The sequence below is a fragment of the Pleurocapsa sp. PCC 7319 genome (assembly GCF_000332195.1).
Lineage (GTDB): Bacteria > Cyanobacteriota > Cyanobacteriia > Cyanobacteriales > Xenococcaceae > Waterburya.
This window is the reverse complement of sequence record NZ_KB235922.1, coordinates 2,118,065-2,142,389: the sequence shown is the minus strand read 5'-3', so window position 1 is coordinate 2,142,389 and position 24,325 is coordinate 2,118,065. Positions and strand designations below refer to the sequence as shown.

The following is a 24,325-nucleotide window of genomic DNA, read 5'->3' as shown; positions in this document are numbered from 1 at the left end:
ATCTCTTTCTAAGAGCTGATATTAACTCTCAAGGTTAACCCAGTCATGCGCCAGGTAGCAAAGCAATTTTCAAATAATACATTACTAGCACTTTCTAAATTTCCGTCTTGGTCAACAACCCCTCCTTCAATCAGCTTTCCGCCTCTAGTTTCTAGGTTTAGTCGTATCTCGCCATCATCTTCATATTTAAGGACTAATTTTCCTCTAGCTAATACTTGTCCAGCACGGCTAATAATTGAGCATTCCATTGTAGACTCGAAAAATAATTCAATAGCTGCCAAGAGAAACATCATCGCATATTGCCTGTAAATTTAGTACCTCAAAATATGAATCGAGGCTGGATCTATCAAGAACAAGTTAAAATTTCTGACGCAGGACAGACAGTACTAGAATACTATACTAAGAAATATAACCATTCTAGTCAGGATGAATGGCAAGCTAGAATTAAATCTGGTCAAATATTACTAAATAATCAAACTGTTACCGACACAATTATTCTTCAAACTGGAGACCAGTTAGCATATCATCGTCCACCTTGGATTGAGCCTGAGGTACCACTGGAATTTGATGTTTTGTATGAAGATCGAGATTTATTGCTAATTAATAAACCTTCTGGACTACCTGTAATGCCAGGGGGTGGTTTTTTAGAGCATACATTGCTCTGGCAACTAAAAGCCAACTATCCTCAAAATACTCCTGTGCCAATCCATCGTCTAGGCAGAGGAACTTCGGGATTAATGTTATTGGCGCGATCGCCATTAGCTAAATCTAGTCTTGCCCAACAAATGCGGGATAGTACTATCCATCAACAAGAAGACCGACCGCTTAAAAAAGTTTATCGTGTTTTGGTCACAGGCAACTCTATCCGCGATCGCCTAGTTATTGAGCAGCCAATCGGTAAGATTTTCCATCCTGTTTTAGGTTATCTCTATGGAGCAACTCCCCAAGGTAAATATGCTCGTAGTGAATGTAATGTCATTGAGCGATATCGAAACTGTACCCTACTGGAAGTAAGAATTTTTACAGGTCGCCCCCATCAGATTAGAATTCATTTAGCAGCTGTCGGATATCCTTTGTTGGGAGATCCTTTATATGTGGCAGGAGGTACTTTTGCTAACCTGATTCAAAATCAAGACCAAATAACTGTTCCTGGAGACTGTGGTTATTATCTTCATGCCTATCGTTTATCTTTTCTTCATCCACAAACAATGCAGAACATGAACTTTAAATGTTCATTACCGCAACAATGGCAATCAGTTTTTTAAGTTTTCGCTCAATACGAAGTAATTGTGAGCTGATTTGGTGGCAAATTCATGCAAAATATCTTTGATTTTTGCTATTTAACAGTACAATTTCATTGGTCAAAGATTACGGCTGACCCCGTAGTATCTTGACGAACATTCCTAGGTCCTTATCCTTTAGGGAGACCAGAGGCAACTATATTGGACGTTTGCGGAGAGTAACCTGTGACTATTTTATTCATCATAGTATTTTGAAGGTTCTGATTTTAAGTACAACAGATATAAGTGGTGGTGCCGCGCGGGCTGCCTACCGACTGCATCAAGGCTTATTAACAGCTGGAATTGACTCCCAGATGTTAGTACAGAATAAACTAGGTGATGATCATACGGTCATTGCACCCACAAGTAAAATTCAAAGAGGAATCGCGGCGATTAAACCCACTTTGGATCAGTTACCCTTCACTCTGCACCGTAACCGCGACCCTGGAATTAATATTTATTCTTCTCAATGGCTCCCTAATAAAACTGTCAATAAAATAGAGCAAATTAATCCCGATATTATTAACATTCACTGGATCTGTGGGGGTTTTATGCCCATCGAGGCTTTCGCAAAACTAAAGCAGCCTTTGGTCTGGACTTTTCATGATATGTGGGCATTTACGGGAGGGTGTCACTATAGTGGCAAATGCGATCGCTATCAACAATCCTGTGGCTCTTGTCCTCAACTAGACAGCGATCGTGATTGGGATTTATCTCGTTGGATCTGGCAACGCAAAGCTAATGCTTGGAAGGATCTAAACCTAACTATCGTTACTCCTAGCAAATGGCTAGCAGAATGTGCCCAAGCAAGCTCATTATTTCAAAATCTTGTTGTTAAGGTAATTGGCAATGGAATCGATCCACAAATTTATCAACCTCATCCAAAGCACCTCGCAAGAAGGATGTTTAAATTACCAGCAGATAAGAAGATTATCTTATTTGGTGCCGTTAGTGCCACGAAAGATTATCGCAAAGGTTTTCACTTGCTGATGCCAGCATTACAATATCTGGAACAATATTACACACCAGAGGAGGTTGAATTAGTTATTTTTGGGGCTTCTCAACCTAACTATTTACCAAATTTTAGCTTTAAAGCTCATTATCTAGGAAAATTAAATGATGATATATCTATTTCTTTACTTTATTCAGCAGTAGATGTTTTTATTGCTCCTTCTGTCCAAGAAAATCTATCCAATACAGTAATGGAAGCATTGGCTTGTGGCACTCCTAGCGTTGCCTTTGATATTGGAGGAATGTCCGATCTCATTGAACACCAACAAAATGGCTACCTGGCAACACCATATGATTCCCAAGATCTTGCTCAGGGCATTACTTGGATCATAGAAAAGTCAGAGCGTTGGCAAAGCCTCTCAAATTCAGCTACGGAAAAAACAAAACAAAAATTTACTATTGAGCAACAAACACAGGAATATATTAAACTTTATCAAGAAATTTTAGCTAATTAAAATGAAAACAAATGTAAGTAACAATTACCAGCCTAAAATAAGCTCTCAAAATTCAGAATATTACCCTTTGATTTCCATAATCACGGTGATTTTTAATGGCAAAAATTTTTTAGAGTCAACTATTAAATCAGTAATTAATCAATCCTACGAAAATGTGGAATATATTATTATTGATGGTGGGTCTACAGATGGAACCCTAGAGATTATCAAACAGTACGAAAAAAACCTGGCATATTGGATTAGCGAAAGCGATCGTGGTATTTATGATGCCATGAATAAAGGAATTAGAGTAGCAAAAGGCAAAATCATCGGTATTTTAAATTGTGGTGATTTATATAATCAAGATGCTCTAAAAAAAGTTGCCAAATTATATAAAAATAATCAGCAAAATGAATATTTAATTATTACCGGAGCTATGACTCGTTTTGATAATAATACCAAGATTGAATTTATCCAAAAACGAAGTCCAACGGATTTAAGACGGCGGATTAATTTAGGAATGCCAATTAACCATCCTGCAACATTTGTAACTAAAAACATTTATGAAACAATTGGTTACTTTGACCCCGAGTTTAAAATTGGTGGAGATTATGATTTTATTTTCAGAGCCTATCACAGTAAAATAGTTCAGTTTATTTTTGCTGATGATGTTTTAGCTTTAATGAGTATGGGAGGAGTATCAGAAAAATTAACTAATTTGTGGATTAGAGCCAGAGAAGCTATGAAAATTCGTAAAGCCAAACTGAGCACTGTCCACAATGTTTTGCTAGCTTTACGGTTAATTTTTATCGGCTATACTAAGCATTTATTAGTAGCAATTATGGGACAAAAAGCAGTTTCAATTAAACATAAAATCAAACAAAAAACTTCTAACCTGAGTAATTTAATCGACGAGGGCAAAAACTTGTCTTATTAATTTTTTTTTGGCGATGGAATTTTTTATCAATTCAGGGACAAAAATTAAGATTGGCAAAATAAATATTGAGGTAACAGTGTAAATGACCAAAAGTAGTGAGAGAATTGAACGGGAACAGCAATTTCATGACCTCCGTTATACTGAAGATTATAAACGGCGGCAAAAAGTAGGTAAATTCTACAGCATTACAGATTCGATTACCAAAGCATATCAAAAAAGCTTGCTAGACAGCAGTCAAAATTCTCAGGTAATTGAATATGGCTGTGGAAAAGGGAGTTGTGCTTTCAAAATTGCCAAAAATCAGGCAAAGTTGGTAACGGGAATTGATATTTCGCCAGTTGCCATTGACATTGCCCATCAGCAAGCAGTTAGAGAAAATCTTGGCGACAATCTAGAATTTAAGGTCATGAACGCGGAAAACCTAGAGTTTGGCGAAAGCTCTCATGACTTAATTTGTGGTTCAGGAATACTACATCACTTGGATTTGGCTTTAGCAACTAAATCTATTGTCAAAACTCTCAAGCCGCAAGGGAAAGCGGTATTTCTGGAGCCATTGGGACACAATCTTTTGATTAACCTCTATCGCCGTCTGACACCGACTATTCGTACTGAAGACGAACATCCCCTGTTAGAAAGAGATTTAAAGGCAATTAAATCTAAATTCAAACAGAGCAAGATTCACTACTTTTATCTAACCTCATTAGTAGCTAGCTTCATTGCAGATAAACCAGGATTTAAAATTCTTCTTCGTTGTTGTGAGTTGATTGATTCAATTTTATTGAGAATACCAGGAATCAGACAACAAGCATGGTTAGTTTTAATTGAGCTGGAACAACCAATTAAGTGAAATTCACCCTCAATTTGAAATGTTTTTGCCGTATTTGACGATAATTTCACTAACTAGTGATACACCTATAACTACCTTAGACAAATATCAACATGAGTGTGAGTAAAAATCCTTCTGTTTCGATTATTATCCCTACGTATAACGAAGTTGACAATATTGAAGCAGTAGTCGAGAAGTTTCTGGCATCCGAATATTCTAATCTATTAGAGATATTAATCATAGATGGACACAGCACAGATGGTACCCAAGATAAGGTCATAGGTTTATCCCACAATTATTCTAAAGTTAGGTTATTAGAAAATCCACGACGTATTCAGTCAGCCGCTCTCAATATTGGTCTAGAAGCTTGCCAAGGAGATATCTTTTTAAGAGCTGATGCTCACTGTAATTATGCTCCTGACTATGTAGAACAGTGCGTAGCAGCTTTACAAGGATCTCAGGCTATCAATGTTGGCGGGGCTCAACGATTTATAGCAGCTAATACATTTCAGGCAGGAGTGGCTCTGGCATCGAGGAGTCTTTTGGGTAGCGGGGGCGCCAAATATCGCGATCCTCACTATAATGGTTATGCTGAAACCGTATTTTTAGGCTGTTTTTGGCGTTCTGCTTTAGAATCTATTGGTGGATATGAAGTTACTCGTAAAGAAGACTCTGAGCTAAACTTCCGTCTTCAAAAAATTAAAGGCGATCGCGCTATTTATATTAGTTCTAAAATTAAAGTCTGGTATTTCCCTCGTCGTAATTGGCTCAGTTTATGGCGACAGTATGTCAAGTATGGTCGGGGCAGCTGTATTATATCTGCTAGATATGCGGACAAACTGCCTCTACGGAATAAAATTCCTTTTTTTGGGTTGCTTTTAGTAATTATAGCCTTAATCACTGATTTTACCCTGTTGAATGGCTCACTACATACAATACCGATAATCATCTTGGGTTTATGTATAATCGCTTTAGAAGCTGGTCGGATAACTTTAAAATATAAGAGCGTATTCCGTGATGAGTTTTGGTATCATCGGCAAAAGCCTGTTCCCAGCTTAGTTAGTCGCTGGTTATGTTGCACGATCGCGATCGCCACCATGCCGATTGCTCACTTTACTGGTTTTGGCTATCAACTTTATCTCAGAGAGATTGTCGGGAACAAAGATAATTGCTTTTTTGAATCGCGATCTAGTATTCCAAAGCACAATTCTCGTGTAAAAGCGAAAATGGAGGCATAAAGTTTGGTTAAATATTCTAGGTTACATATTAACGATTCAACCTAGATCAGAATCATTTAATTATGAATTTTATTGTTGGGAGTACAATATGAAAGTTATCATTTTGGGTGGAGACGGTTTTTGTGGCTGGCCGACCTCACTACACTTATCGAATCTCGACTATGAAGTAGTGATTGTCGATAATTTATCTAGACGCAATATTGATAATGAATTAGAAGTTAGTTCTCTGACTCCGATCGCACCTATTGGACAAAGGCTAAGCACTTGGAAAGATTTAACCGGTAAAGAAATTAAATTTTACAATATTGATATTGCAGAAGAGTATGATCGCCTATTGAACTTGATTTTGGCAGAAAAACCCGATGCTATTGTGCATTTTGCCGAACAACGGGCTGCACCCTATTCGATGAAGTCTTCTAAACATAAGCGATACACGGTTAATAATAACCTCAATGCTACCAACAATTTACTCTGTGCCATTGTGGAGTCGGGTTTAGACATTCACCTGGTACACTTAGGCACAATGGGTGTTTATGGTTACGGTACCGCAGGGATGAAAATTCCTGAAGGCTACTTGGACGTAGAAGTCGTTACCGATAGTGGCGATCGCATTCAACAGGAAATTCTCTATCCAGCAAATCCTGGTAGCGTTTACCACATGACTAAAACCCAGGATCAGTTATTTTTCTATTACTACAATAAAAACGACGGTATTCGCGTCACCGACTTACACCAGGGCATTGTTTGGGGAACTAATACTCCCGAAACTCTCATGCACGAAAAACTAGTCAACCGTTTTGACTATGATGGAGACTATGGCACTGTCCTTAATCGTTTTTTAATGCAAGCTGCGATCGGCTATCCTTTAACGGTACATGGTACTGGAGGACAGACTAGAGCCTTTATTCACATCAAAGATACGGTACGCTGTGTGGAACTGGCGATCGCCAATCCTCCCTCTAAAGGGGAGCGAGTCAGAATTCTTAACCAAATGACTGAAACCCATTGCGTTAAAGATCTCGCCAAAATGGTTTCGGAAATGACTGGAGTAGAAATTGCTTATTTGGAAAACCCCCGGAATGAAGCATCCGAAAACGAGCTGTTTGTCAAAAACCAGCGATTTCTCGATTTAGGATTGCAACCTACTACCCTCAGTCAAGGTCTACTCAAGGAAGTAACTGAAGTAGCTGAAAAATTTGCCCATCGTTGTGACAAGAGTAAAATTCCTTGTACTTCTTGGTGGATTCAAAAAAACAAACAAAAGCAAACAACTAAAGTTTAAGGCTAATTTATATTAGTCAGTAATCAAATTGACACTCCCCACGCATAGAATGCGGGGGATTCTTGATTCATCCCGACGTATCTAGATGAGAACACCAATGGTGAAGACACATCCCCGAAAGAGGTCGATCCACAAGCTTTCACTACCATTACAGGCAGTCTGTTCCTGGTTGTCCTCCAGTACAGTGAAGCAAATCTTCTTAACTTCGTGGCTAGAATATTTTACCCACTCAAGCTCTTGTGAGTGGAACCCTATATATTCTCTTTTCAAAGTACTGATTATAGACTTGGTTTTCATCTACAAAACTATAGTACATCAGTTCAAAATCTTGGTATATAAAGATTTTGTGTCGAAAATGTCAACTCTCAACCCTTTGTTGCCAAGTTCGCTTTCATCCCCATGTCTATAAGACAGGGGTCTTCTCGCTCACAAAAGGATAAAAAAACAAAATTGGTGAAGGATGAAGGTTGCACCGAGTAAATTTTCCCTTCACCCACAATATTTAGAGCAAAAGATTAATATAGTTAAAGCTAATTCACATCAGGCTTATTATGTACAACTTTACAATTATTGGTGGTGGTATTGTTGGCTTATCTACAGCAATGGCTTTGAGCCAAAAGTTTCCCTCAGCCAAAATTGCCATATTGGAAAAAGAAGCATCTTGGGCAGCACATCAAACAGGACATAATAGCGGCATAATCCATTCTGGTATTTATTACAAACCAGGCAGCTTCAAAGCCAAGCTTTGTCGTGAGGGTAATCGTTCCATGGTAGCTTTTTGTGAACAACACAATATTAACTATGATATCTGCGGCAAAGTAATCATAGCGACTGAGCCTCATGAATTGCCCTTATTAGAAAATCTCTACCAAAGAGGTCTCGCTAATGAAATTGACATTAGTAAACTAACTAAAGAGCAGGTTCAGGAAATTGAACCTCATGTTAATTGTTTGGCAGGCATTCGGGTTAAAGCTACGGGAATTGTCGATTATAAGCAAGTTTGTCAAAAGTATGCCGCGATCGCTAAAGAACAAGGTGTAGAATTGTTCACTAATACCTGTGTTCAGGGCATTAAGACTACCTCAGAAGGTCATATTTTAGAAACCAATAACGGCGAATATCAAACCAAATTTCTCATTAACTGTGCCGGACTCTACAGCGATCGCATCACGGAATTAGCTAAAGACAAACCTCCAGCTAAGATAATTCCTTTCAGAGGCGAATATTACGAATTAACCCCTGAAAAACGCTATTTAGTGAATGGAGCAATTTACCCTGTTCCCAATCCTAATTTTCCCTTTTTAGGAGTGCATTTCCACCCTCTGATCAATGGTAGTGTCCAGGCAGGACCTAATGCAGTGTTAGGATTCAAGCGAGAAGCTTATAATAAATTTGACTTCAATCTCCAAGACTTTATGGATACCATGACTTATCCTGGCTTTTGGAAATTAGCCACTAAGTATCCCAAAGAAGGTTTACAGGAGATGATTCGTTCCTATAGTAAGTTCATCTTTGTTCGTAGTTTGCAAAGATTAATTCCGGAAGTGCAAGGGGAAGATATCGTACCAACTCCAGCAGGGGTGAGAGCGCAAGCTTTAAAAATTGATGGCTCAATGGTTGAAGACTTTTTAATCCTCAATCGAGATCGAGTCATGCACGTCTGTAATGCTCCGTCTCCTGCTGCTACCTCTTCCATTGAAATTGGCAAACAAATCGTCTCTCAGATTCCTGATACTGTGAAAGTTTAACCGGCACTCAGAATAATTTTGTCAAAAATGCGATCGCTCTTTGTAACTAATCAACGTGAGTTCGATGAGTCCAAAATTGACTAGTTTTGGAAGAGGGAAGAGGCAATCGGGAATCGGGAACAGCTTATTCTTTAGTTTCTATTAATGAAGACAGGACTTACGCACTAAGTACTAGTAACCTTCTGTTCCCTGTTACCGATAACCAAAAACCTTGATTTTTCGTTTCACTGCGTAAGTCCTAGTAGAATTAGATCCTCAGTAAAATCTGTCGAACTCACGTTAATCATAAACTAGAGGTTGATCAGGCGAAAGGAAAAAGGTTAGCGCGATCGCACTAACTTGGTTGGGCTTCTATAGTCACGGTAATCGAGTTTTCTCCTAACAATCCACCCTGTCGGGGTGACAGAAAATGCTAAAGACTAGATGCAATCAAGCTTGCAGCCCTAAGACCTCGCTGATAATTAGCGCATTTCTGGGGACTTAACTTCATTAATTCCCGAATTTCAACAGCAAAGAATTGAATCGACTCTAACCAAGCGATTGGCAAAGCCAGTGCGCGGAGCGCAATCGCGTGTAAACCCAGATAAAAATTGCTGTGTCTGGGATAATTTCTGCCTTTTTCTTTGACTCGACCTACATATTTAGCTATTCCTTTATTCTTGATGATTTCTCCACAGAAAGTAGCTTGAGAATAAGCCAGAGTAATTAACAGAATTAAAGTCATTAATCTTTTATCTGATACCTTGGTTCCTTCGAGATTATAGCCACCACTTTTAAAGTCTCTAAACATCTCTTCAATGCCAAATCGTTTTTGATAAGCGTTAAGAGCTTCATCCAAACTATTTAGGTTGCTCAAAATAAACCAGGCTTCATCAGCTGTCCAACCTCTATATTTTCTTTTCCACTTACAAACGATATTAGCTCCGGCAAAACCCTTAGTTTTCGTCACTTTAACTCCTTGAAAATAGAGGGATACTCCTGGTCTTAATCCCACCGCTTGTAACTGCACCCAAATTTCTGGTTCTATCTCCAAATAAGCGTTGCGTTTGAGCCGTAAGCAGAAATAGGTTTGCTGCTGTTGCTGCAACCATTTGGCTAAATCAACTGAACAAAATTCTCGGTCTCCCAAGATGACTTTTTTATACCCTTTTAATACTGGTATAACTCGACTCAGAATTGTGGTTTGAGTCTCTAAATCACTATTCCCCACATGGTCTAATAGCTCAAAGTAAATGGGAATTGCTCTATGATTAATAATCAGACTCACCATCAGTAAATTAATCAATCCCCATCTCGTTCTGTCTATGGCAATATATAGCACTTCATCCCTAGTAAAACGCTGGTTTAACCAATCTTTGAAGAGCGGTAACCAAATTGTTTCAATCGTTAAACTTGGTAAATCTAAAAATCTCTGCAGTTTTTTTCGACGACTTTCAAAAAGTATGGGTTGAGGGAACTTGTTGGCTAACTCTTCTAATCTTACCCATCGATAACTTTGTAGCAGTTGTACCAGAATTGAAAGCATTAAATATTGAGCTTTATTCAGTTGAGTTGTTAGATGCGTTTGATACAGTTCAGGAAACATTTAAACCCATGGCTAATAATTGGCTATTATTGCAGATTTCTTGAGAACACACATAGCTCAATCCTAGACCTCATAAGCTTTTTAGTTCAATTGTGTCGCCCCGACAGCAATCCACCTATAAAATGAGCGATCGCACTCAGGGTATTTATCCGCCAAATTGGGGCAGGGATTGAAGTCCAGAAATGCCACAGGGGATTTGGGATGAGTAGAATTTTGCAGTAACCCACCGAATTTAATGATAGGCTGGTGCGTTTGACTTCATTAACGCGCCCTACAAGATCCGCAATCGCACTATAAGAGGGGCGATCTCACTGACACTTTTATGCTCCCATAGTAGATTCATTCAAATCATCAGTTATGCTTCCATTTGGAAGAATAAACATCTCTTTGTTACCAGTTTTGAAGCGGCGTGCAGTACTTAAAAAACTTCTTAATTCTGATTTCCAAAAATAGCCTAGTCTGATTTCAAACGAAGCTCCTGAAAACTTTTGTTTTAATTCCAACTGCACTTCTTGGTCATTATATATTTTAGGCGCTTTTGATATACTTGCCACTTCGAGTAATTCGTTTGTATCTTCTTTAATTGCAACATAGATGAAATCGTGGAATTCTTTTGTTGCTCTAGCATCGATAGGAACAATCGTAAAGTTTGAATTCCCATCTAAATCTTTAACAGGTATGGGCTTTGAGACAGGAATATCACTTGTATTTGGATCGATAGCTTTAATGTTTTCAAAGCCTTGATTTTTTAAGCTGTCTATGGCAATGTCTACTATATTCATTTTTTCAAAGCTCAGTAAGTTATCTAAAGATAACTATCCTCCTCCAACAAGGGATTCAGTCAAGAGATCGCTAACATTCCCATTGGGAAGCAAAAACATCTCTTTGTCTCCCAGCCTAAATCGACGTGCGACACTTAAACGACTTCTTAATTCAAAACATTGTTTCCAAAAATATCCAGGTATTATTTCAAATGACTCTCCTGGGAACTTTTCTCGTAATTTTGATTCCATTTCTTGGTCATTATCAATTTGTAATACTTTGGTGAAATTTGCTGCTTCGAGTAGAGTATTTGTTCCCTCTTCAATGGCAACATAAATAAAATCTTGAAATTCTTGTGTTGAGGTGGCATCAAGAGGCACAATAGTAAAGTTTGAAGCCCTATCTAAGCCTGTAATAAATATAGGCTCGGTGACGGGCGCACCACCGCCTATGTCAGGAATTTTTCGTATATCATTAAAACCATAAATATTTAAGTTAGCTAAAGCTATATCTATGGGATTTCCTGTCCCCCCGCCTGGAATAGTTAATGTTTTAGCTTCGGTTTGGATTGGTTTAAATTTTTCGTCTGTTTTCTTAGATAAAATAACTAATTTGTTTTTCCATTTGTTTCCATATGTATTTGCCAAGAAAAACTGTTGTTGAAGCGCAGCCATAAATTTATATCCTTCACTAGGAGAGTTATCAGAAGGATCTAAATAATGGACTGCTGTAATTTCTATTTTTCCATCTGCTACTTCATTAAATCGAATTCCATCAATTACAGTCCAGTGAGCGCCACTATTGACGAGACTGACACAAGGTATTTTCTCAAAAGAAATTGTATGATAAATTCGATCTAGGTTTCCTTGCAATGTATCTGAAGCAAAAGCATCTATCTTATCTGGTGTGAGTTTATTTAGATAACTACCTAACCCCTCGGGGCTAGAGTAGAATGCCACGGGATCATTTTCTGTATTTAGTTTCTGTATTTCTTCATATGCTGTGTCTTGTTGAGTATTTGTGATTTCAAAGTGAGAAAGAAACATTTGACTACAAGCTGGACCACAGTAGTTAAACTCTTCTTGATGAGAAAATGCAATTGGATCGATTTGTTTTTCTTCAATACTCATAGTTAATAAACCTCCTTCCCTATTGTTGTATTGATACAGGCTCGTGTTTTTCTGTAGGGACTTTAACCAACTGCGATCGCCCTCTGGTCATAGCAATTGATGAAATCAACCAACTTTTTGCCTATCCAGACATTGCTAGTCAATTTCTCGAACTGCTACGAACCTGGTCTGAAAGAGCCAAATTAAGGTCTACAGGTGATAATACTTGGCATAAGCTGCGACTGGTGATGGTTTGTTCTACAGAAATCCTGGTACCTCCTTCCATCAATCCCTCTGTCTTCAATAATGCACTGGTTATTAATTTACCAGAGTTTACCTCAGCTCAAGTACAAGATCTAGCATCTCGGTATAGAGAGGAGTTAAACGAACAAGAAATCGAGCAACTGCTTGCCCTTTTAGGGGGACATCCCTATCGCTTGCAGTTGGCATTTTATCACCTACAGCAGCAAACAATAACCTTAGAAGAACTGTTAGCCAATTCGGCGATCGCAACTGCTCTTTATGCAGAACATCTACAACAACAATGGTGGGACCTACAACGCTATCCTGAGTTATTAACAGTATTTACGCAGATCCTATGGCATTCAAGCCCTGTAGAGTGTAAGACAGAGCCAGGCTACCAGTTGCAACAGATGGGTTTGGTTCATTTGCATGGTCTTCAGGCAAGTCTCGCCTGCGAGTTATTTCGTCCGTTTTTCTGCGATCGCCTGGATCAAATCAGCTGTTAGAGTTTGCTAGTAATAGGTGCAGGAATTGAAAATGAGATAAGACCGCAAAATTGCTCAATTATTAATTTTTAACTGCCATTTATCCCATAAATCGGGACGGCGATCGCGAGTACGTTTAATTTGTTCTTCTCTGCGCCATTGATCTATCAGTTTATGATTACCTGAGCGCAATACTTCAGGAACTTCCCAGCCTCGATATTCTGCTGGTCTAGTATATTGGGGATAGTCTAGCAATTCGGTTTCAAAACTTTCTGCTTTTAGAGATTCTACTTTGCCCACTGTTCCTGGTAAGAGTCTGGTTACTCCATTAATTAAGGTTAGAGCTGGTATCTCCCCACAGGTTAAAACAAAATCGCCCAGAGAGATCTCTTTTGTAACTAAATGTTGTCTGATTCTTTCATCTACTCCTTCGTAGTGTCCACAGATTAAAATTAGTTGCTGATAATTAGTCGCTAAATCCTTAAGCAAAGGTTGATTTAACGGTTCTCCTTGGGGAGTCATCAGAATAACTTCTCGTTGGGGTAAGATCGGCAAGGACTCGACTGCGGCAAATATTGGTTCCGGCTTAAGCAACATTCCTACACCACCGCCATAGGTAATGTCATCTACCTTATGATGTTTATCTTGAGTAAAGTCACGAGGGTTGACTAAATTTACTGTGGCAATTTCTTTGGCGATCGCTTTACCTAGTAAGCTGCAATTGAGAGGTGAAGCAAAAAAGTCGGGAAAAAGAGTGATAATATCGAAACGCACAGTAATAAACTTAAAAAAAACTTTAGAAGTTCAGTATAAGCTTGATAGACTCCAGGAGTTAAGTAGTCTTTGACACAGTAGTAAGGTAGTTTGCGTAGTTACTATCTATAGTATGTCAGAGGTTTGTCTCCTGTCCGCCAACTCAATTATGATTAATACCGAAATTAAAAATCAAACCACATACTCATCACAATCCACCAAAAACGCTATTTTGGTCATTGGTGGTGCGGAAGATAAAGTTCACGGCAAAGAGATACTACAAACGTTCTTTAATCTTTCAGGGGGGATAGATGCCATCATTGGGATTGTTCCCTGTGCTTCTCGCGAACCTAGTCTGATTGGGGAGCGTTACTATCGGCTCTTTAATGATATGGGAGCAAAAGAGATTAAAGTTCTCGATGTACGCGATCGCTCTCGAGCAGAAGACTCAGTTTATCGTAATTTTGTCGAAGATTGCACGGGAATTTTTCTGACTGGTGGCGATCAACTTCGTCTTTGTGGCTTACTTGCCGATACGACCCTAATGAATCGGATAGTTGAGAGGGCGCAGAAGAGAGAAATCAGTTTAGCCGGGACTAGTGCTGGAGCCGCTGTAATGGGACGTCACATGATTTCGGGTGGCAGTAGCGCCGAGTCCCCTAACCGCTCTCTGGTAGATATGGCAGTTGGTTTAGGAATTATTCCTGAAGTATTAGTTGACCAACATTTTTATAATCGTAATCGCCTGGCACGTTTATTGAGTGCTATTGCTGGATATCCTCAATTGATAGGAATTGGCATTGATGAAGATACCTGTGCCATGTTTGAAAGCGATGGCATGATTCAGGTAATTGGCAAAGGCACGGTAACTATTGTCGATCCTAGAGAGATGTCCTATACCAATCACAGGGAAGTTCATGGTAATGAGCCTTTAAGTATGCATAATCTCAAACTGCATATCTTAAGTCATGGCGATCGCTATGACCTACATAAACACCTTCCTCTAAACCGCTCGATAAGCTAGATACAAGAAAATAGTTCTAAAACTGTTCAGTGAGAACAGTTTGGCAGCCCAAAATAACGAGATGATTACCTAACTTGTTTCTAATGCTGTCAATAATCTCAGAACAGCAAACCGTAACCATAATATGAGAATTCTGAAAACTCAAACCTTACGTGGTCCTAATTATTGGAGTATTCGGCGAAATAAGCTGATTTTAATGCTGCTGGATCTAGAGGAGTTAACCGAAAAGCCATCCAATGAGATTCCTGGATTCTACGATGGTTTAACACAAGTCTTACCTAGCCTGGTAGAACATTACTGTTCACGGGGTTATCGTGGTGGTTTTTTTGAAAGACTAAAAGAAGGCACCTTAATGGGGCATATTGTGGAACACGTTGCCCTAGAGTTACAGGAACTAGCGGGAATGCCTGTCGGGTTTGGTCGTACTAGAGAAACCTCAGACACAGGAATATTTAATGTTGTCTTTGAATATGTCGAAGAACAAGCTGGTCGCTATGCAGGCAGGGCTGCGGTTAGACTCTGTAAATCAATAGTCGAAACCGGTACTTATCCCCCCAGTGAGTTAGAACAAGATTTATCGGACCTTAAAGAATTATACGCAAATACCTCTTTAGGACCTTCTACTGAGACGATTATCAAGGAAGCTGAAGCCCGCAAAATTCCCTGGATGTGGCTTAGTGCGAGAGCAATGTTGCAGCTAGGTTATGGAGCTAGCCAAAAGCGAATTCAAGCTACCTTAAGTAATAAAACTAGTATCCTGGCAGTGGAGCTAGCCTGTGATAAAGAGGGAACTAAAACCATACTAGGTAATGCAGGAGTGCCTGTTCCTCAAGGCACCGTCATCCAGTATTTAGATGAGCTGGAGCAGGCGATCGTAGATGTTGGCGGCTATCCCATCGTGCTCAAACCTTTAGACGGCAATCATGGTCGAGGTATTACGATTGATATTAATGATTGGCCAGAAGCAGAAGCAGCTTATGATCTAGCTAGTAAAGCTTCTAAGACACGTTCTGTCATTGTTGAGCGATTTTATCGGGGTAACGATCATCGAGTTCTCGTGATCAATGGTCAGGTGGTAGCTGTAGCAGAGAGAGTTCCAGCTCATGTTACTGGAAATGGGGAATCTACTATTGAGGAACTAATTGCCCTAACTAATCAAGACCCTAAACGCGGTGATGGACACGATAACGTTTTAACCAAAATTAGTATCGATCAAACCTCAAAAGCAGTATTAGCCAAACAAGGTTACAATTTGGATTCCGTATTACCTCCGCAAGAAATAGCTTATTTAAGAGCTACAGCCAATTTAAGTACGGGAGGAGTAGCCATTGATCGTACAGACGAAATTCATCCCGAAAACGTTTGGTTAGCCCAAAGGGTAGCTAAAATAATTGGTCTCGATATTGCAGGTATTGATATTGTCACTTCGGATATTAGTCAACCTCTGAGAAAAACAGGAGGAGTTGTGGTTGAAGTCAACGCGGCTCCTGGTTTTAGAATGCACGCCTCACCTAGCCAGGGATTACCTCGCAATGTAGGTGCATCGGTATTAGAAATGTTATTTCCCAATAACACTCCTAGTCGCATTCCCATCGTGGCAATTACAGGGACAAATGGGAAAACTACGACTACCCGCCTTACTGCCCATATTTACCGCCAAACAGGAAAGATAGTCGGTTTTACTGCTACCGACGGGATCTACATTCAAGAATATTTAGTCGAAAAGGGAGACAATACCGGACCCTATAGTGCCGGAGCTATTCTTAAAGATCCGACTGTAGAAGTAGCTGTACTAGAAACCGCCCGAGGTGGCATTTTGCGTTCGGGTTTGGCATTTGACCGTTGCGATATTGGGGTGGTGTTAAACGTTGCTGCCGATCACCTCGGTTTAGGTGGTATTGATACTATTGAACAGATGGCCAAAGTTAAAAGCGTAGTTGCCGAAACAGTTCATTCCGAAGGTTATGCCATTCTCAATGCTGACGATCCTTTGGTAGCAGCGATGGCAGAACAGGTAAATTGCAAAGTTGCCTATTTCTCGATGAATCCTGATAATCCAATTATCATCGAACACTGTCGCCGTAATGGTTTGGCGGCAATATATGAAGATGGCTATCTGGCGATTTTGGAAGGAAAATGGACCCTCAGAATTGAAAAAGCCGTTAAGATTCCCATGACCATGGGAGGAATGGCTCCCTTTATGATTGCAAATGCTTTGGCTAGTAGCTTAGCTGCTTTTGCCCAAGGAGTAGATATTGAACTAATTCGCAAAGGAGTTCGCACCTTTCAAAATTCGGCAGAACAAATTCCAGGCAGGATGAATCTGTTTGATTTAGGTGATTATCATGCTTTGGTAGACTATGCTCATAACCCACACGGATATAAGGCAGTAGGAGATTTTGTCCGTAATTGGCAGGGCAAACGAATTGGTGTTGTCGGCGGTCCTGGCGATCGCCGTGATGAAGATTTAATCCAATTAGGTAATATCTCGGCTCAAATATTTGACCGCATCATTATCAAGGAGGATGAAGATCCTCGTGGTAGAGAACCAGGAGAAGTTGCAGACTTAATTGCCAAGGGAATTGGTCAAGTTAATCCCAACTCTGTCTACGAAGTTATTCTCCAAGAAACAGAGGCGACTAATGCTGCTTTAGATCAGGCACAAACAAATAATTTAGTGGTTGTATTTCCTGACAAAGTCAATCAGGCTATCAGTTTAATTAAGCAGCGAATTAAATAGCTTAATTATTAACTGTTTTGATCAGTATTATTTCCAGGACTAAATTTAATTTCTATGTAAAGAGATGTAGTTTTAGGGCGAGATAAAATTAAAATTACGTAAATTTAGGCTATTTCACGGTACTCATTCCTAGGCAATCCAGATTATTTATGTATATATAGAGAGAGTAAGATTTGAGATTTAAATTCTTATTTGCTTATCTATTAATTATTAGTGATATTAGTGAAAATTACCGCGATGAAAATTAACCGACTAGAAAATGATAATATTAATCGCAATGTCATGGAAGTATTGGTTGCTGAAGAAATCGATAGACAAATTGGTCGTCTTCCCAGTAATATCAAAAAATTTATTAACCCCATTGAAGTAGCTACTTATGCTCTCAATAGATTACCAGCTTTGTATGCTTCTTCTCAGCAAGGTTTTAATAAACAAAAGTTAAAAGGACGCTCAGAGTATAGCGTTCATATTACTCAACAAGTTCGTAAAGGATTTGCGGCAATTCAAAAAGATCTATTACGCAGCTCTACTCCTTTAGTAGCAGATAAAGAACGAGATCTAAATCAAGATATTCAGGATGCCGAAGAAGCTTTAAAGGAATTAGCTGCATATTTACCAGAAAAAGATTTATCCTGGAGAAATATTGTTAAGCTAGTTAAGCCTATCCTAGCCGAACTTCAAGAGCAGGATGAAGCAGAAATCAACGCCAGGAACGTTCGTTCTAAAACTAGTAATATGTGGGAAGATTCTATTTATAAAAAATAGTCTTATGCTAATAAATAACTTAAAAATTTAAAAATAAGGAGTATTAGTTAGCTATCCAAATATTTTACAAATACTTTACAAATATTCTAAATTTTGGCTTACTAGTATTATTTTATAATTTACTTGATAAATTAACAGTCTTTATCTTTAATTAGAATAAAAAATAACGTTGTGCCATTGGTAAGATGTGTGCTGGTTCACAAGTTAGTAATTCGCCATCTGCCCTTACTTCATAAGTTTCGGGATTAACTTCAATATTCAACAAGGCATCATTTAATTTCATATCTGTTTTACTCAAATTGCGGGTATTACTAACAGCCATCGTGGCAGTTTGCAGTCCAATTTGCTCTGGAATATCTGCATCTAGTGCAGCTTGAGAAACAAAAGAAAGAGAAGTAGCCGCCGTTGCTCCACCAAAACTGCCAAACATGGGACGCATATATACAGGTTGAGGAGTGGGAATACTCGCGTTAGGATCACCCATTTGAGCATAAGCGATCGCGCCACCTTTAATCACAATTTCTGGTTTGACCCCAAACATAGCCGGCTTCCACAGACAAATATCCGCTAGCTTACCTATTTCAATTGAACCAACATGATCGGCGATCCCGTGAGTAATGGCAGGATTAATCGTGTATTTAGCAATATAGCGTTTAGCACGAAAATTATCAGCTGGTTCCTCTGTAGAAGCAGACAAGACCCCTCGTTGTACTTTCATTTTGTGGGCAGTTTGCCAAGTACGAATAATCGTTTCACCTACCCGACCCATTGCCTGAGAATCAGAAGCAATCATGCTAAATGCCCCTAAGTCATGTAAGATATCTTCCGCAGCGATAGTTTCTTGGCGAATACGAGATTCAGCAAAAGCGACATCTTCAGGAATACTCTTATCCAGATGATGACACACCATCAACATATCCAGGTGTTCTTCTAAAGTATTAACGGTAAAAGGTCGAGTAGGATTGGTCGAAGAAGGTAAAACATTACTTTGGGCGCAGACTTTGATAATATCGGGGGCGTGTCCACCGCCAGCTCCTTCAGTATGGTAGGTGTGGATCACTCGATTTTTAAACGCGGCGATCGTATTTTCGACAAAACCTGCTTCATTGAGAGTATCAGTATGAATCGCTACTTGAACATCATATTGCTCGGCAACTTCTAAGCAAGTGTCGATCGCTTTAGGCGTTGTTCCCCAATCCTCATGAAGTTTTAGCCCCATCGCTCCAGCTTGGATCTGTTCGATTAGTCCTCCTGGCTGGGCACTATTGCCCTTACCTAAAAAGCCTAAATTCATGGGAAAGGCATCCGCAGCCTGAAGCATACGCCAAATATTCCATGCCCCAGGAGTACAGGTAGTAGCGTTAGTCCCTGTCGCCGGACCTGTTCCACCACCAATCATGGTGGTAATCCCAGACGCGATCGCTGTTTCGATTTGTTGGGGACAAATAAAGTGAATGTGGCTATCGATGCCTCCTGCCGTCACAATATGTCCTTCTCCTGCTACAGCTTCAGTTGCAGCACCAATTATAATATCGACATTATCTTGAATGTAGGGATTTCCTGCTTTGCCAATTTTATGAATCTTGCCATCTTTAATCCCAATATCTGCTTTAACAATTCCCCACCAGTCGAGAATTAAAGCGTTAGTAATTACCATGTCTACCGCCCCATCGGCACGCGAAATAGGAGACTGTCCCATTCCATCACGGATTACCTTTCCTCCTCCAAACTTAACCTCGTCACCATAGGTAGTGTAATCTTGTTCAACTTCGATCAATAATTCCGTATCCGCTAACCTAACGCGATCGCCTACTGTAGGACCATAAGTATCTGCATATGCTCGCCGATCCATTTGATAGCTCATAGTTTTTATCTTTGATGCTGATTCTTTAACCGCTAAATCTGGTGTAATTTTGCTGGAAGCAAGGGAATAATTGACTTTGATGCCTAAAAATCCTAACCACTATCTAGATTAATTGCACTGAAGCCAATTTTTAAGACAAAACAGAATATATTAAGGATCTGCAAATTGATTTTTTCTGCTCCAACCCAAACTGAACCAACGGTTACTCTCTTCTGTCAGTAGATTGAATTAGATGGAGTTTCGGGAACTATGAACATAGAAGTTAAGTTAATAGTTCTCCCAATGAAAAAACGTCAAACCCATGATCTAGCTCCTTATATTTTGTTAATCGCACTCGTACCATCGACTTGGTGGTTATTACAAATAAGCTTTTGGTATGGTTTATCTATTATCATCTGTTGTGCATTATTAGCTCAATTTATGGTTCCAAAGCAAAGAGCTTGGTACGAAGAACCAAGTTACTTAGATATGGTGTTGGGAACAATTGTTATCAGTTGTAGTGTCGCATTGAGCTTAAAACTCTTCGGTTTTTTAGCTGAATTACCTATAGATATCAACGCAAGTCAATGATTTACCCAAAAAATTTTGGTATAACTGCATAAAAATAATAGACCATTCGTAATCATTAAATGTAAGCAAAACAAATACAAAATTCAATTTTTACGAGGTCTATAAACATGAAAAAATCTACATTAGCAATTTTTACTGCAGTTATCGCTTTCGCTCCTTTAACTGCTTTTGCTCAAGATACTCAAAATTCGGCGCAAATCAATAGCAACTCAGCAGCAGCAGTAGGTTACGGTAACTATATTGAACAAGAAGCTAACCAAACCAGCTTCCAAGATCAACTAAGTCTTGATGCCTACGGTGTTCCTTCTGCTGGCGATGCTCAAAACTCTCTACAAGTTAATACCAATGAAGCAGCGGCGATCGGTGAATACAATGTAATTGACCAAGAAGCAAATCAATCTAACGTTCAATATCAAACTGACATTGAATCATACTATCCACATTACTAAGCTCACAGCGGTAATTATACTAGATCCTTTTCGTTTGGCACTCCCACGACTACACATTTGTTGAAGTCGTGGGATTTTTCCGTCTAGCTTCAAAATTGTGTTAAATCTAATAGATATCTATTAGCATAAATTGCTTGATATAAGCCTAAATATTAATAAGTGTTAAATATAGTTCGCCATTTCGCTCTTTTTTTGATATAAATTGTGGTCGCAAATATAAGTATTTTCAATATCTGCGGGATATTGTTGCTTTTTGTTACGCAAATTGTTAACTTTAGTAACAGGAGCAAAATTCTCAGTTTAGTATTTAGGTCAAATGCTATGGAAATAAAATGGAAAAAATTAATACTGCGGGTTGGGGTTTGGTTGACCCTAGAGGTTTGTTTTAACTATGTTGGGTTGGACACCATAGCCGATTACAGCGAATTTATTTTTGATCGTAAGCTAGTCGCACTCAATAGTTAGAGCAGAAGTTAAAGCTATTGAATATTTATGTTTAAGAATATTAATTGGCAATTGTAAATCGTTACATAAATGATATCAAAGATCTGATTGAGACCTTTGACTTCTGAGTAGTTAAAGCCAAAAATTAATAACTAATAGCTAAACGCTCCAATCAAGCTAATTTATATTAAACGTTCAAAGCATTTTTATGACATCTGTTACAACGACATCGAGTGGGAAAGAGCCAAATCAACCAACCTGGAAAATTAAGCTACTGTACGACGGAGAATGTCCCTTGTGCGTTCGTGAAGTCAATTTTCTCACCAAGAAGGACGCAGGTAGAGGAATTGTCAAATTTGTGGACATTGCCGATCTAGATTACGATTCTCAAGATAATGCGGGGATCGATTTTGCTACTGCGATGGGTCGTATTCATGCTGTGTTACCCGATGACAAGATAATCAAAGATATTGAAGTGTTTCGGCGTGTTTACGAAGAGCTGGGGATGGGCTGGATTTATGCCATTACTAAGTTGCCCGTCTTGGGTGCGATCGCCGACTGGCTGTATGGTATTTGGGCAGACTGGCGATTAAAGCTTACAGGAAGACCAGATCTTGCGACCGTGATTGCCAAAAGGCAAGAAAAACTTAAGTCTAAGTCTGATCCTGGCAGATGTAAGATATATTAGAGATTGGAAAGCTGGCAATAATAATTAGTCAAAGTAAATAATATCCTTGCACTCAAGTAGTTTGCGTTGATATTATCAATCCAATCAATGTGCCAGAGATTATTATAGGTAACAATTATGGTTCAAGCACCTGTATCTCCAGTGGTGCTAGCTATCTTAGATGGTTGGGGTCATCGTGAGTCCACAGAGGCTAATGCTATTGCCACTGCCGAGACACCAATATTTAGTAGCTTAAAAGCAGTCTATCCGAATACATTAATTAATACATCAGGGAAGGATGTTGGTTTGCCTGATGGACAGATGGGTAATTCGGAAGTTGGGCATCTTAACCTCGGTGCGGGAAGAGTTGTTCCCCAAGAGCTAGTCAGAATATCTGATGCGGTTGAGGATGGTTCATTATTAGATAATCAAGTATTAATTGATGCTTGCACCAAAGCTAATGCTTCTGGAGGTAAACTGCACTTAATTGGTCTTTGTTCAGAAGGCGGAGTACATTCTCATCTAAAGCACCTTATTGGACTGCTCAATTTAGCCAAGCTAAATGATGTCAAGGATGTCTGTATTCATGCGATTACCGATGGCAGAGATACCTATACTACGGAAGGGATCAAGGCACTAAATAAAATTCAAGACTCCATCGATAAAATTGGTGTTGGTCGTATTGTTACTATTAGTGGTCGTTACTATGCAATGGATCGCGATCGCCGTTGGAATCGAGTCCAGCAAGCTTACGAGATCATGGTCAAAAACGGTTCTAGTGATGGGCGTTTAGCTTCTGAAATTCTAGAATCTTTTTATGCCGAAGAAGTTACTGACGAATTTATTCCTCCAACCAGAATAGCCTCAGGAGCAGTTGAGTCAGGTGATTCGGTCATTTTCTTTAATTTCCGACCAGACAGAGCAAGACAGCTTACCTATGCTTTTGTAAATGACCATTTTGATGGGTTTACCAGGGAAAAAATTCAGCCCCTAAACTTTATTACTTTTACCCAATACGATGCTAGTGCCCCTGTAGAGGTAGCCTTTAAACCGCAAAATTTGACTAACATTTTGGGAGAGGTAATTGCTCAGCATGGTTTACGTCAATTCCGTACTGCAGAAACAGAAAAATATCCCCACGTTACCTATTTTTTTAATGGTGGATTGGAGCAACCTTGTGAGGGAGAAGACCGAGAATTAATTCAAAGTCCGATGGTAGCCACCTATGACCGCGCGCCAGATATGTCGGCTCAAGCAGTGACTGATGCAGTTTGTAACGCAGTCGATAAAAGTATTTATTCTTTGATTGTGGTTAATTATGCTAACCCCGATATGGTTGGGCATACGGGTAACTTGGAAGCAGCAATCAAGGCGATCGAAACTGTAGATCGCTGTTTAGGTAGAGTAGTCGAAACCGTTAACAAAGCTGGAGGAACTCTTTTGATTACTGCCGACCATGGTAATGCTGAATATATGAGAGATAGTGAAGGCAATCCTTGGACTGCACATACGACGAATCCAGTACCGTTCATATTAGTTGAAGGTGAAGCAAGAAAAATTGTCGGACACGGAACAGAAATACCTTTAAGAAAAGATGGTTGTTTGGCGGATGTAGCACCAACGATCCTGGAAATATTGCAGATACCTCAACCAAAAGAAATGACAGGTCAATCTCTAATTGAACCAGCATCTTACGAAGCTAAAGCTAATCGAACTCCAATTCGGATCTCGATGAGAGGTTGATCAATTAGAACCAAGCAAATTTACGCCATCTATTAAAAACAAGTTGAATATGTCTCTGTTAACAGCCTACAATGGCTATCAGTCTCTAGTTAAAGAAAAAACCTAAATTAGATTTTTGTGATGAATACATATCAATTAGTTAAAATTATTTGGGCACTTTCTGCCTTATTATCAATTATATTTATCTTGTTACACAGTCCTAAAGGTGATGGCTTGGGTGGCATTGGTGGACAGTCTCAGATGTTCACCAGTACCAAAAGTGCTGAGAACGCTTTAAACCGTATTACCTGGATTTTAAGTATTGTTTTTGTGGCTTTAACCGTTGTTTTAAGTGCTGGTTGGTTAGCACAATAATCAAGTGAACTA

At 39.2% G+C, this 24,325-nt stretch carries 22 protein-coding genes; 16 read left to right on the top strand and 6 right to left on the bottom strand.

What is annotated here, in order from left to right; all coding sequences use genetic code 11:
* Positions 1 to 8: 8 nt before the first annotated feature.
* Complete coding sequence (locus tag PLEUR7319_RS0113540; RefSeq protein WP_237743574.1) at positions 9 to 293, bottom strand: hypothetical protein; 285 nt, start codon at positions 291 to 293, stop codon at positions 9 to 11.
* Positions 294 to 326: 33 nt separating this feature from the next.
* On the opposite strand from PLEUR7319_RS0113540, the gene PLEUR7319_RS0113535 reads away from it, so the two are divergent.
* The 7 genes from PLEUR7319_RS0113535 to lhgO all read left to right on the top strand — a co-directional run bounded on the left by PLEUR7319_RS0113535 (position 327) and on the right by lhgO (position 8,756).
* Complete coding sequence (locus PLEUR7319_RS0113535) at positions 327 to 1,265, top strand: RluA family pseudouridine synthase (protein WP_019505772.1); 939 nt, start codon at positions 327 to 329, stop codon at positions 1,263 to 1,265.
* 227 nt (positions 1,266 to 1,492) lie between these two features.
* Positions 1,493 to 2,746 (top strand): glycosyltransferase family 4 protein, encoded by a 1,254-nt coding sequence (locus tag PLEUR7319_RS0113530; RefSeq protein ID WP_019505771.1) that lies wholly within the window; start codon positions 1,493 to 1,495, stop codon positions 2,744 to 2,746.
* Position 2,747: 1 nt separating this feature from the next.
* A complete protein-coding gene (locus PLEUR7319_RS35260) occupies positions 2,748 to 3,662 on the top strand; it encodes a glycosyltransferase family 2 protein (protein ID WP_019505770.1) in 915 nt (304 codons plus the stop codon).
* 82 nt (positions 3,663 to 3,744) lie between these two features.
* Positions 3,745 to 4,509 (top strand): class I SAM-dependent methyltransferase, encoded by a 765-nt coding sequence (locus PLEUR7319_RS0113520; RefSeq protein ID WP_019505769.1) that lies wholly within the window; start codon positions 3,745 to 3,747, stop codon positions 4,507 to 4,509.
* A gap of 92 nt (positions 4,510 to 4,601) precedes the next feature.
* On the top strand, positions 4,602 to 5,726 hold the full coding sequence (locus PLEUR7319_RS0113515; protein WP_019505768.1) for a glycosyltransferase family 2 protein: 1,125 nt from the start codon (positions 4,602 to 4,604) through the stop codon (positions 5,724 to 5,726).
* Positions 5,727 to 5,814: 88 nt separating this feature from the next.
* Positions 5,815 to 7,008, top strand: coding sequence for an NAD-dependent epimerase/dehydratase family protein (locus PLEUR7319_RS0113510; RefSeq protein ID WP_019505767.1), 1,194 nt, complete (start codon positions 5,815 to 5,817; stop codon positions 7,006 to 7,008).
* A gap of 551 nt (positions 7,009 to 7,559) precedes the next feature.
* Positions 7,560 to 8,756, top strand: coding sequence for an L-2-hydroxyglutarate oxidase (gene lhgO / locus PLEUR7319_RS0113500; RefSeq protein ID WP_019505765.1), 1,197 nt, complete (start codon positions 7,560 to 7,562; stop codon positions 8,754 to 8,756).
* A gap of 412 nt (positions 8,757 to 9,168) precedes the next feature.
* Here the strand turns inward: lhgO and PLEUR7319_RS0113495 are convergent, their stop codons facing one another.
* The 3 genes from PLEUR7319_RS0113495 to PLEUR7319_RS0113485 all read right to left on the bottom strand — a co-directional run bounded on the left by PLEUR7319_RS0113495 (position 9,169) and on the right by PLEUR7319_RS0113485 (position 12,233).
* On the bottom strand, positions 9,169 to 10,341 hold the full coding sequence (locus tag PLEUR7319_RS0113495) for an IS4 family transposase (protein ID WP_019505764.1): 1,173 nt from the start codon (positions 10,339 to 10,341) through the stop codon (positions 9,169 to 9,171).
* A 320-nt stretch (positions 10,342 to 10,661) separates the two neighbouring features.
* Complete coding sequence (locus PLEUR7319_RS0113490) at positions 10,662 to 11,123, bottom strand: hypothetical protein (RefSeq protein ID WP_019505763.1); 462 nt, start codon at positions 11,121 to 11,123, stop codon at positions 10,662 to 10,664.
* Between the two features lie 33 nt (positions 11,124 to 11,156).
* Positions 11,157 to 12,233, bottom strand: coding sequence for a C39 family peptidase (locus tag PLEUR7319_RS0113485; protein WP_019505762.1), 1,077 nt, complete (start codon positions 12,231 to 12,233; stop codon positions 11,157 to 11,159).
* A 5-nt stretch (positions 12,234 to 12,238) separates the two neighbouring features.
* Here PLEUR7319_RS0113485 and PLEUR7319_RS35255 point away from each other — a divergent pair, with 5 nt between their 5' ends.
* Entirely contained in the window at positions 12,239 to 12,961 is a 723-nt protein-coding gene (locus PLEUR7319_RS35255; RefSeq protein WP_083892476.1) for an AAA-like domain-containing protein, read from the top strand.
* A gap of 54 nt (positions 12,962 to 13,015) precedes the next feature.
* On the opposite strand, the gene trmD is transcribed toward PLEUR7319_RS35255, so the two are convergent.
* A complete protein-coding gene (gene trmD, locus PLEUR7319_RS0113475) occupies positions 13,016 to 13,714 on the bottom strand; it encodes a tRNA (guanosine(37)-N1)-methyltransferase TrmD (protein ID WP_019505760.1) in 699 nt (232 codons plus the stop codon).
* A gap of 148 nt (positions 13,715 to 13,862) precedes the next feature.
* Here trmD and PLEUR7319_RS0113470 point away from each other — a divergent pair, with 148 nt between their 5' ends.
* The 3 genes from PLEUR7319_RS0113470 to PLEUR7319_RS0113460 all read left to right on the top strand — a co-directional run bounded on the left by PLEUR7319_RS0113470 (position 13,863) and on the right by PLEUR7319_RS0113460 (position 18,222).
* A complete protein-coding gene (locus PLEUR7319_RS0113470) occupies positions 13,863 to 14,717 on the top strand; it encodes a cyanophycinase (RefSeq protein WP_019505759.1) in 855 nt (284 codons plus the stop codon).
* A 124-nt stretch (positions 14,718 to 14,841) separates the two neighbouring features.
* A complete protein-coding gene (gene cphA / locus PLEUR7319_RS0113465) occupies positions 14,842 to 17,457 on the top strand; it encodes a cyanophycin synthetase (protein ID WP_019505758.1) in 2,616 nt (871 codons plus the stop codon).
* Positions 17,458 to 17,694: 237 nt separating this feature from the next.
* Positions 17,695 to 18,222, top strand: a complete 528-nt coding sequence (locus PLEUR7319_RS0113460; RefSeq protein WP_019505757.1) for a late competence development ComFB family protein — start codon at positions 17,695 to 17,697, stop codon at positions 18,220 to 18,222.
* A gap of 151 nt (positions 18,223 to 18,373) precedes the next feature.
* Here the strand turns inward: PLEUR7319_RS0113460 and ureC are convergent, their stop codons facing one another.
* Positions 18,374 to 20,086, bottom strand: a complete 1,713-nt coding sequence (ureC, locus tag PLEUR7319_RS0113455; RefSeq protein ID WP_019505756.1) for an urease subunit alpha — start codon at positions 20,084 to 20,086, stop codon at positions 18,374 to 18,376.
* 249 nt (positions 20,087 to 20,335) lie between these two features.
* Between ureC and PLEUR7319_RS0113450 the strand changes: the two genes are divergently transcribed.
* From PLEUR7319_RS0113450 to secG, 5 genes are all read left to right on the top strand, one after another.
* Positions 20,336 to 20,656, top strand: coding sequence for a hypothetical protein (locus PLEUR7319_RS0113450; RefSeq protein WP_144054300.1), 321 nt, complete (start codon positions 20,336 to 20,338; stop codon positions 20,654 to 20,656).
* Positions 20,657 to 20,763: 107 nt separating this feature from the next.
* Positions 20,764 to 21,105: a hypothetical protein gene (locus PLEUR7319_RS0113445; protein ID WP_019505754.1), complete on the top strand. Its 342-nt coding sequence runs from the start codon at positions 20,764 to 20,766 to the stop codon at positions 21,103 to 21,105.
* 652 nt (positions 21,106 to 21,757) lie between these two features.
* The gene (locus PLEUR7319_RS0113435) at positions 21,758 to 22,237 is read left to right on the top strand and encodes a thiol-disulfide oxidoreductase DCC family protein (RefSeq protein ID WP_019505752.1); all 480 of its coding nucleotides are present in this window, start codon (positions 21,758 to 21,760) and stop codon (positions 22,235 to 22,237) included.
* A 117-nt stretch (positions 22,238 to 22,354) separates the two neighbouring features.
* Positions 22,355 to 23,959: a 2,3-bisphosphoglycerate-independent phosphoglycerate mutase gene (gene gpmI / locus PLEUR7319_RS0113430; protein WP_019505751.1), complete on the top strand. Its 1,605-nt coding sequence runs from the start codon at positions 22,355 to 22,357 to the stop codon at positions 23,957 to 23,959.
* Positions 23,960 to 24,079: 120 nt separating this feature from the next.
* Entirely contained in the window at positions 24,080 to 24,313 is a 234-nt protein-coding gene (secG, locus tag PLEUR7319_RS0113425; protein WP_019505750.1) for a preprotein translocase subunit SecG, read from the top strand.
* The last annotated feature ends 12 nt before the right edge of the window (positions 24,314 to 24,325 follow it).